Below are 10,409 nucleotides of genomic sequence, written 5' to 3' on the forward strand. Positions count from 1 at the left end.
TATTTATGAAGTTTTTCTTAAGTATAGGGCTGATGCTGAGGTCATAAATAATGCAAACATCAGATAAATAAATTCAAGGAAACTAAATCCAGTTTCAGCAAGAACCATTGGTATTTCAACTTCCACACTAGCAGGAGCTGAAACTTCGGCATTGTTGTCTGCTTTCGCTGTTGCTGCAATTGAATATGTCTGAATTTCTGATGTTTCAGAAACATCAACATACATATCAATTACCACATCATCTCCAGCTGCAATATCTCCTAATGCCCATGTTCCAGAGACTGCAGGATCATTGTAACTAAGACCATCTGGAAGAACTACTTTTAGTTCTGAATTAATAGCATCAATATTACCCATATTTGAAACTGTGATACTAAATTTAACATTTTTATCACCTGGCCTAGCAGTAGCTAATTCAGGATCAATGCTAATTCCCAAGAATGGAGCACCTTCTTCACCTTTAACAATAGGTGTCTCTTCTACATAGGTTGTTATTGGAATCCATGAAGAAGACCTTCTGCTTGATGAATGATTACTACTTCCTTCTTCATAATTATAAAAATCTCTAAAAATAGGTTCATTCCCAACAAAATCAACTTCATATGAAGTTATTCCATCTTGAGATACCCATCCACTTCTATCTTCTTCTATTATTTTGTATGTACCAGGTTCTACTTCAAAACAATATCCACCATCAATATCCGTGGTTGTTGATACTGTGAATGATTCATAATCCACACTTGCAACAGTAAATTCTGCAATCCTCTCAATTTCAATCCCCCATCCTTCTTTAGGAATATTACCGTTTCCACTATCATATTTATGACCACAAACCATAGGTCTATTTACAAAGTCATTCTCAACGAATACATCTACTAGGATACTATCATCCAATGTTTGTTGGACTGCGATTGTGTAGATTGTCTCTGGTACTAAAGGAAAAGCAACTTCAAAATAACCACTACTTGGGACAATCTGTTTCCAACCATCTTTCATTTGTTCTTTTACGATATATGTTTCATTATCACAACGAGCATCAAAGCTATAATAACCATTCATTTCGGTTACTGTTGTTGCAATTAAATTATCACTATCATCGTAAAGCTCAATTACCCAACCTCCAGTACTCCAGTCGTCTTGACCATCCCCCATTTCTTCCCATTCTTCAAAATGTTGTTTCTTGTATCCATCAATAACATTATCACAACCACAATCTTCTATAATTTCCCATCCAGTATAATAACCATCATCAGCTGTAGTAGTTGTTAACCAGAAAAATGATTTACCATCCTCTACCCACACCTCATCATTCCCTGCATCGTAATTAGGATCTCCTAAATCAGTCGAAGTTCCAGTTTTATCAAATCCATTTTCTAGTTTATTTTCTCCTGGATATTTACTTGTATCATCGTCGCCTAGGTTTAAAATGCTAGCATTGTAAAACTCAATGTTCCCATAAACATGCTCTTTATCACCATTTTCATCATTCACATGAGAACCATATAACAAAGCTCTTACATTTCCTTCTGATCTTTCAACTGCCAAACCAGGGACATCTTCATATTCTGGACTTTCATCCATGGCAGAATCTTCATAAAAACCATAATTACCACTATATAAAGCAAACCAAGTTCCTTGAGGAATATGATACCAATCTGATCCAAGATATATATCTGAGCTCATATCACTAAACTCCCCTTCAAAATTTTTGACTCCTTCATCTTCTTTAATATTAACTCGAGCTAAAACTAAATCTGAACAATCCTGAGATCCTTCAATCGTACACTTATCAGTACATACCGCGCCTTGGTCTAATCCATCATCTCCATCACACTCTTCCCAGTCTTGATTTGCAATACCGTCTCCACAAAAAATTAATTGACAATCATCACTACATAGGTCATCGTCAATATCGCATTGTTCTCCATTATCCAATATTCCATCACCACAAAAGTTTGCGATGCAATCAATGATTTCTAATTCAACGTTATCAATAAATGTTCCAAGTTTATTAGAATCTTCACGATCACCTCCATCAGCAAATGCTATTTTTGTTACAGCTGAATCAGCCATGAAGGTGATTTCTTCTGATTCCCATACAGTATTAGTATTATTACTACCATCTTCACTATACGTTCCAGCTAATGTTCCATTTAAATACACCTCTAAAATATTAACATCAACGTTCGGCCTAGGCGAAAAATCAAAAGTCAATAAATATTCAGCACCGATAAATGTATTAACATCTTGATCTATAACAACCGAAGCTTCTTCATCGCCATGCCCGTCTGAATCAAGCTCTGCATAATTAAAATCATTAACAGGGTCTGAGGTTGCCCAAGAATTTACACCATATTGGAGTTCTAATTTTGGAGTTAGTTCACTTAGATAAATCCAACTAATATTCCAATCAATTTTATCACTTACATAAACACCCCAGCCTTTAGGAAATTTTTCAACTTGATTCTCGAATGAAGGATTCAATAAAGCAACCGGCCCAATCTCACATCCACAATCTTCAATTATACTCCAATCAGCATAAAATCCATCATCACCAGTATTTGCCCACATGTAGAAATCGACTATCGTGTCACCATCAAGTCCTAACTCATCAACACCCTCTAAAGGATTTAAAGAATCTTCCCCCCAGTCTCCTGTGTTTGCGTTATAGAATTCAAGATCTCCTCGAATATCTTCAGAATCAGATTGAGTCAAAGTGGTATGCATTACTGCCCTAACGCTCCCATCAGTTCTCTGAACCGCAAGACCTGGAACATTTTCGTACATATTAGAATCGCTAATATAATTTTCGTCTAAGTAAAGTGCAAACCAAGCGCCACCTGGAATATAATAAGAATCAGATCCTAAATAGACTCTATCATTCATTTCACCATTACCTGTATCATTAACATCCTCAACATTAACACGAGCTAAAACCAAATCTGAACAAGTGTTGTCTTCTACTATTTGACACATTTCATTACAGGTTAAACCACTATCAACATCGGCGCCATCACATTCCTCCCACTCTTGGTTTACAACATCGTCACCACAAAATACAAACTGACAATCATCGCCACACAAATCACCACCATCACATTGCTCCTCGTTATCTACAGTTCCGTCGCCACAAACATCTTCTGGTGCATCATTACAATCATATCCTTCAAGTCCTAGCCAAGAAAAAGCTACCTGTCCCCAATCATCACACCAACTATTATTTGGCTCCGTAGCTACAAATTTAACCACTACTTCTCCGGTCACTCCTGGAAAACCATATTCGCTTTCCACCCAGGATTCACCTGAATTTTGTCCACCTGTATAATGACCAATTACTGAATTATTTATATAAATATCAAAACTATCATCAACTGCACCGTCAAGATGTTCAAAAACAATATTGTCAACATATTTATCTCCAACATCAAAAGTTATTGAAGCAGACTCATATCCAGAACCACAACCATCTCCAGGACCCATTAACAATCTGAATGATCCATCACTACTTCCTCCACCGTAAGTACCACCCCATGTCCATATATCACTCCAATCATCTAAAATATAGGCTGATTCAGAAATACTTAAACCAATATCCACATAATTAATATATCCAGGAATAACAACAACATCATCATCTCCACAAACTTCTGCATCACATAGAACTTCAACAGTCGCGCTAACATAATCTCCATAACCAGTTTCGGTTGACCAGTATTTAGCTTTATTTACAATCAAATCTCCACATTGAACATTTTCTGAAACTTCCATGATTAATTCAGCTGTTCCTGTTGCACCTGGCACTAAAATTCCAAAATTCCATTCAATCTGAGTGCTAGAAACATTATTAATTACTGTTACAGAGTCACCTGAATCGCTTGCACTCGAATCTACATAAATAGTATTTAAGTCAAATTCATCGGTCAACTTAACACCTCCGCCTGTACAATTCGTGTCTCCAGTATTTTCAAGTGTTAAATCATAAATAATTTCCCCTCCAGCGTAAACAGTGCTTTGTTGTGCTGTTTTTATTAATTCTAACTTACATCCAGTACCAGTATCAGAACAAACCAAATCTGAACCATCACAATCCTGATCAATTTCATCGCCGCAAATCTCTTTTTGGCCTGGATTTACAGAACTATCACCATCATCGCAATCAATCATCCCACAATCACCACCTTCAACTGAATAGCCATCATCATCGTCGTCAGCACAAACAGCAGGAATTATTTCACAAACACCGCTATCACAGAATTCTTCATACGAACAACCAGTATCATCACTACAATAAACAGGTTCACAAGTATCATTCACAGCGCCTGGAGTTCCTAGATCTCCATCACCATAAGAACTAGTTGATTCACACCAATTATTTTTATCATCATTGTCAGAATAGTCATTCAAAAGCATTGATACACCAACACCAAAAGGCCAATTTTGATCAAATGCAACCTTATCAATTTCAACATCACCACATTCAATCAATATCTTATCTGCCGAAGTATTATTAAGATTAAAATCATCGTATTCATAATCAACTGTTACACCTCCATTTTCGCCACTGGTTCCATTTATCCCAAAAACTAAATATTCACCAGACAATATTATTAGATCATTTTCAACATAAAAATCATCGTTATCATAGTCTGTTGCTAGACAACCTTTTAAATTAAAATCTTCATTTGTAGTATTATAAATTTCAAACCATTCGCCAGAATCATCATCAACCGCATTCGGATTTGGCATTATTTCAGAAACAATAACATCACCTTCTTCTGGGGAAAAAACTCCATCACCGACACTATAAGTATCCTGCTTGTTGTTATAATTAGCCTTATAAACTCCTGACTCTCCGCTTTTAATAGTGTGTGCTAAAAAACAAAAGTTACCATCACCATCTGTATCATAGTCACCCTCAGCAACAGCGGTGTTTTTGTCAGCAGGAACAGCAGTAATGTTCCATGAATAGCTTGAACTACTTGAGAAACCAGCACCATTTATATAAACATTATCATCAACTTCATAATGATTTACATTTTGTGGAGCACCACAATCACTAGTGGTTGTCCAAATAGATCCAGAACTATCTGCACTAGCAAAATTAGCTCCAAAAATAAAGAATTGACTGAAGACCATATTAAACATAACGAAGTAAACCAGCCATTTCATAAAAGAGTCCCCCTTTTTGTTTGAAAAGTTAAATTTCCCAGACATAATTTTAAATTTATTTATAATTTTTAATAAGATATTCTTAATATTAGCAAAGATTTACTAAAAGTCAATCTGGTTTTAATAAAGTTACGGTAAACTTTGTAGCTGCGCATCAACTTTCCTTGCTTGTTCAAGTGCCAATTCTAATTCAACATCGCTTTCCGCTATCATCGCCTTGAAATATTGATATAAATCACAATTTAGCTTTATAAATTCATGAGGTTTTAGTTTTTGCTCTTCCTCGGCAGGAGCTCCTTGACCATAAGCATAAACCTTATTTACTACATGCCCTGTATAATCAGAGACAGACCCAGCCAAAGCTTTCATATTCTCAAGCATTAAACCAGCGGCATGTTCAGCAGTGCTAGCTGTCATCTTTGCTACATCAGGAATTCCCCCAGCTAAAACAGAGGCCATTCGCGTTGCTCCTTCGAATATTAGCAAATTTGTCATATCAGCAAGTCCACTAAGACACTGTTTATTAGATTCAAGCATTGCGGTACTCAGCTCTAGTCTGGTGCCGTTAATGGCATTCGTAGTGTCTATCCAAAGCCTCTTTTCTGCTTCAAGTTTTGCTCTTAATTCTGCAATCGCAGCTTCATCGCGAACACAGACTCCCTCCGAGCATGTTTTTGAGACTTCTGAACCACCAAAATTTTCTATATCTGTGCTACAATCAGTATCAAAAGTTTTTACACATTCATTTTCTCTTGGATTACAACCCATTTTCCAAGCAGTTTCACCTTCACAAATTGGATCACAATCACTATCGTATTTACAGTCACCCTCCGCTAGTTCTTCATCCTCATCATCAACCAACTCATCTATTTCATCGTATTTTACGCATTCATTATTAAGAGCAATCTCATCATCATCACAATATGTGCACTTTCCTTTTTTGTAAATTCCCCCATCACCGTAACAATCTTCTTCAAAAATAACTCTTTCTTCTTCGACCCATTCATCATATTCCCCGTCAACATAGTCTTTTGCCTCCCCCCTGCTCATCCCAATACTTTCACAATATTCTCCATGATTAGCACATTTACAATATTGAAAGTTTATATGTGGTCCACAAAAATCATCTTTTTGATCTCCCCTTTCAAATTTTATAGAATCAGAGCATCCAGACAAGAAAAAAACCAGCATAAACACAGATAACAATTTTACATACTTCATTGTTTTGTATTTAAAAAAATTAGTGTTTTTTACTGGTGACAGCTTCGTATTATTCATAATCTATATATTATATATATCATTATAACATTAAAAATTCATTAAGAATTTATATGTTATTATTATAGCAAAATTAACTATTCTTCTCTACATTTCTTTTAAAATATATCGCAAGAAAGTAAAAAGTAAAAAATGCTGAAATTAATATTAAAAATTCTGAAAATCTAAAGCCAGTCGCAGGAAGTTCATATTCTATTCCTAGAACTTTTACATTTTCAAGCTCAACTTCAACATTTGAGCTAGTTTCTATCTTTTCATGGTTCGATGCTAGAACACTGGCTACATTTGTATATATTCCAGCTGAAACACCATCAGAAACATCAACTAAATATGTAATAGTTTTGAATTCATCAGTATAAACATTGCCAAGATTCCATACTTTTTCATTACTTCCCGTACTTGAAAAAGAAAAACCTTCTGGCAAAGTATCATTCAAAATTACGCCGTAAGCTGCGAGATTACCTATATTTTCAATATTAATAGTATATTCGACTTGATCACCGGATTCAACAAGGTAAATTGATGATTTCTTTTCAATAAGTAATTCTGGTTCTCCCTCTTCTCCCAATACGAGCGGAAGATCTTCTTTCTGAGTAAATAGTGTTCCCCTACTTCCAGTAGAAGAAACCTTTTGGGTCTCACCTGATTCACTTACTGCAGAAATGGAAATATTAAATTCTAATGATTTACCTTGATAATCATTTCCAGTCGCATCCAGGAAACTTATTGTAGAATCATATACTTTTTTTGAACCTGCTAAAACACTGGAAAGGCTAGCTTCTCCGTCACTAAAAAATTGCTCCAAGGTTTCATCATAGTAAATATCGACACCAGAATTAATAACAATTCTCATTTGTTTTGCCAATGAGTCATCGTCCCAATAAGAATCAACTTCTACTTTTACATTTAAATCTTCTGCTTCATTGTTTTTAACACTAACCCATTTGGTACTTTCATCACCAGGTAAAATATTTAAATCACTAAACAACGGCTTACTTTCAAAAATAATTTCAACACCACCACTCTGAGCTAAGACTTGTTGTGAAAACAAAAATACTCCCAAAAATAATATTGAGCTTATTACTGAAAATTTAATTGTATTTTTAAATATTTTCATTTTATTTAGATATTATTCTACATCAACTGGTGTTGGTGGTGTTGGTTCAACAGCTTCTTCCGGTGCAGGTGCTGGTTTTTCTTCTGGGGTTTCGTCTGCCGGAGTTTGTTTTTCAGAAGTATCAGCAGGCTCCTCAGTAGATAATTTGTCTACAGGTTCTTCTATCGACGCTCCATCACCTTCTTCAGCTCCATCACCTTCTTCAACTCCTTCACCTTCTTCAACTCCTTCACCTTCGTCACCTTCGTCAGTTTCTTCACCACCTTCTATATTCCCCTCTTGAGAGGGGTGCCTAGGGGGCGGGGTGTGTTCTTCTTCATCTTCTTCACCCGTAGTTTCCTCACTCGAGGTTTCTTCTTCTGGAGTATCAGAAGGATCCTCAGTAGATAATTCATCTGCTGGTTGTTCCTCTGCGAGTTCTTGCGATAGATTTTCCTCATCCTCTCCTTCCTCTTTTTCTTCGCCCACTGCTTCTCCCTCTTCATCTTCTTGTTTATTCTGTTCATCTTCGCCATCACCATCTACTGGAGTTTCTTCAGCTACGGGAAGTTCTACTGCTGTCTGTCTTAATAGAAGGGGCTCATAATCATCCGCACTTGGATCATTTTTTGATAAATTAATATGTCCAGGCGTTCCACAGTTATAAAGTTGAGCGTCTACATTCCAATAAGATTGCATTGTTTCTAAATCAGTTGAAGTCATTATACTCGGGTCACATGTATGCCAACTTTCAACATCACCGCCATCACCAGGTGTCAAATTTCTCTCCATTGACCATTTTTCTCCAACCTCATTTACCCCTACTGGCCAATCACTAGATCCTGGAACAGGTGTACTATCAATAATATTTCCATCACTATCCTTCAAAACAATTTGTCCATTTTCACTATAATCATCAATATAGTCTAGGCTAGAATTTGGTTGATTCATCGGAACTGCAATATCTGAATGATGGCTTTTCCCTGGGTGGCTTGCAATCAAGAAGTATCCATTAGCTGGAATTCTCCTGCTGGCTGGTATCATATATGTTCTGCCCCCTGTTCTTAGCTCATCGATTTCCCATATTCCAATATTTATTTCATGATCTGTCATATTTCGAAGCTCTATCCATTCATCACCACTGTGTTTTGTACCAGCATCATCTTCACTTCCCATCCACATAATTTCGTTTATCACAACATCTCCTTCTCCAATTTCTGGAGGAATCTCCCAAACACCACTAAGAACAATATTTGAAATAACCTCTCTATCACTAAATCCACTTACCTCTTCTTGGTCACCCGTAAAAACAAAATCGAATTCACATGTTTTTGACCAATATATATTATCATCACTATTTATATTTACCTCAAATGAAAACGTATCGCTATCCTCTGAATTCATATTCAAACCGTACAACTCAAAATCGGCAAGCATCCCATCATAAATAGTCAGTCCATTCATTTTCATTTCCAAATAAAGCTCACTGCACAATATTTCACTCTCATCTTCAAAATCAATACTACCCTTGTAGTCCATATCCAACTCACCGCCATTCTGAACAACTATTTCACGTTCAGTGCTCATGTCTGGGGTAACTGCTGGGAAAAAATTGTCTTGAGAATATAGATCAAAATTTAAGTTAGCAGCTGCAATATAATTATCTTTTGATTCTTCAATATCACTAAAATAAGAAATTGTATTACCAATATTTGATAAAGCAACCCAATTTATCGCAACCATCAAAAACATAGCTACTGTTTTTGTCATCATTCTAAAATATGCCTTAGCAACACCATGAATGAGATTTTTCATTTCTATTCCTTGATTTATGTTTGACTCTATTCTTGCAGGAATTATAATTTTTAAATCTTCGTTGTTTTTTATATGAATATTTTTCTGAACCTCCCTAGCCTCCATCAAACCACTAACTCTTTCGGAAATAGAAAACTCCAAAGTATTCAAACTTTTTCTTTTACTACAATTCAATTTTTTATTCCCGTCTACTTTCATATTCTATTTTGAATTATCTTTTTCATCTGAATCGCGTGAGAGCGATTCATCCGTCTCGTCTCGAAGAGACCTGGATGGATTATTCTTTTACATTTTCATCTGAATCGCGTGAGAGCGATTCATCCGTCTCGTCTCGAAGAGACCTGGATGGATTTTTACCTTTTCTTATTTTCTGAGCTTCTTTCCAGATCTTCTCACCTTCTCCATAAACTATAATTAAAGCTGGTACAACTATTAAAAACAAAAAACCATAGGGCTTTTTAGCCGTACTAATAGCATACCCAAGATATGGAACATCTAAAAATACTTTTCCAATAACCTTATCTTTGGCAATTTTATTATTATCTGCTGCATTATTAGCGTCACCCTTCGTTGTATAACTTATATCTCCATCATCATTTAATATTTCAACTATTCTGTGAGTTGTTGGAGTTTCGGTTCTTGTATTTTTCCCAAAAGTAATAATATCTCCAATTTTATAATCAGCAACTGGTTTAGCGACAATCACACTCCCAGTCTTTATCGCCGGTTCCATTGAACCAGAAAGAACCACAAACACTTTGAGGTTCCCGGTAATAGGCAAAATTGACACAAGAAGCACTACACCGATAACTACTATCAGTGAAAAAAATACTACTTGAATTGTCTTTAGAACTTTTTTCATAAATTATCTATTTGTCATCGCGAGGAGCGCTAGCGACGTGGCGATCTCCTCACCCCCCTGTCATCCTCAGCTTGACTGGGGATCCAGAATTTTCTACTCCCCTCTCGACGAGGTGAATCGACCTCGGGAGAGAGAAGGTACCCTGGGGTAGGGGTGGCAGCTTTGCTGACGGGGTGTGTTTTTCTATTA

The 10,409-nt window shown here is 36.2% G+C and carries 5 protein-coding genes; all 5 read right to left on the reverse strand.

What is annotated here, in order from left to right; all coding sequences use genetic code 11:
• Positions 1–3: 3 nt before the first annotated feature.
• Positions 4–5,214 carry a lamin tail domain-containing protein gene (locus PF572_01220; GenBank protein MDA3839686.1) on the reverse strand — a complete coding sequence of 1,737 codons (5,211 nt, stop codon included), beginning with the start codon at positions 5,212–5,214 and terminating at the stop codon, positions 4–6.
• Positions 5,215–5,298: 84 nt separating this feature from the next.
• Positions 5,299–6,390 (reverse strand): hypothetical protein, encoded by a 1,092-nt coding sequence (locus PF572_01225; GenBank protein MDA3839687.1) that lies wholly within the window; start codon positions 6,388–6,390, stop codon positions 5,299–5,301.
• 130 nt (positions 6,391–6,520) lie between these two features.
• Positions 6,521–7,564: a DUF11 domain-containing protein gene (locus PF572_01230; GenBank protein ID MDA3839688.1), complete on the reverse strand. Its 1,044-nt coding sequence runs from the start codon at positions 7,562–7,564 to the stop codon at positions 6,521–6,523.
• A 12-nt stretch (positions 7,565–7,576) separates the two neighbouring features.
• Positions 7,577–9,556 (reverse strand): lamin tail domain-containing protein, encoded by a 1,980-nt coding sequence (locus PF572_01235; protein ID MDA3839689.1) that lies wholly within the window; start codon positions 9,554–9,556, stop codon positions 7,577–7,579.
• Positions 9,557–9,635: 79 nt separating this feature from the next.
• Entirely contained in the window at positions 9,636–10,220 is a 585-nt protein-coding gene (locus tag PF572_01240) for a signal peptidase I (GenBank protein ID MDA3839690.1), read from the reverse strand.
• Positions 10,221–10,409 lie beyond the last annotated feature (189 nt).

This window comes from Patescibacteria group bacterium (assembly GCA_027858235.1).
Lineage (GTDB): Bacteria > Patescibacteriota > Patescibacteriia > Patescibacteriales > BM507 > BM507.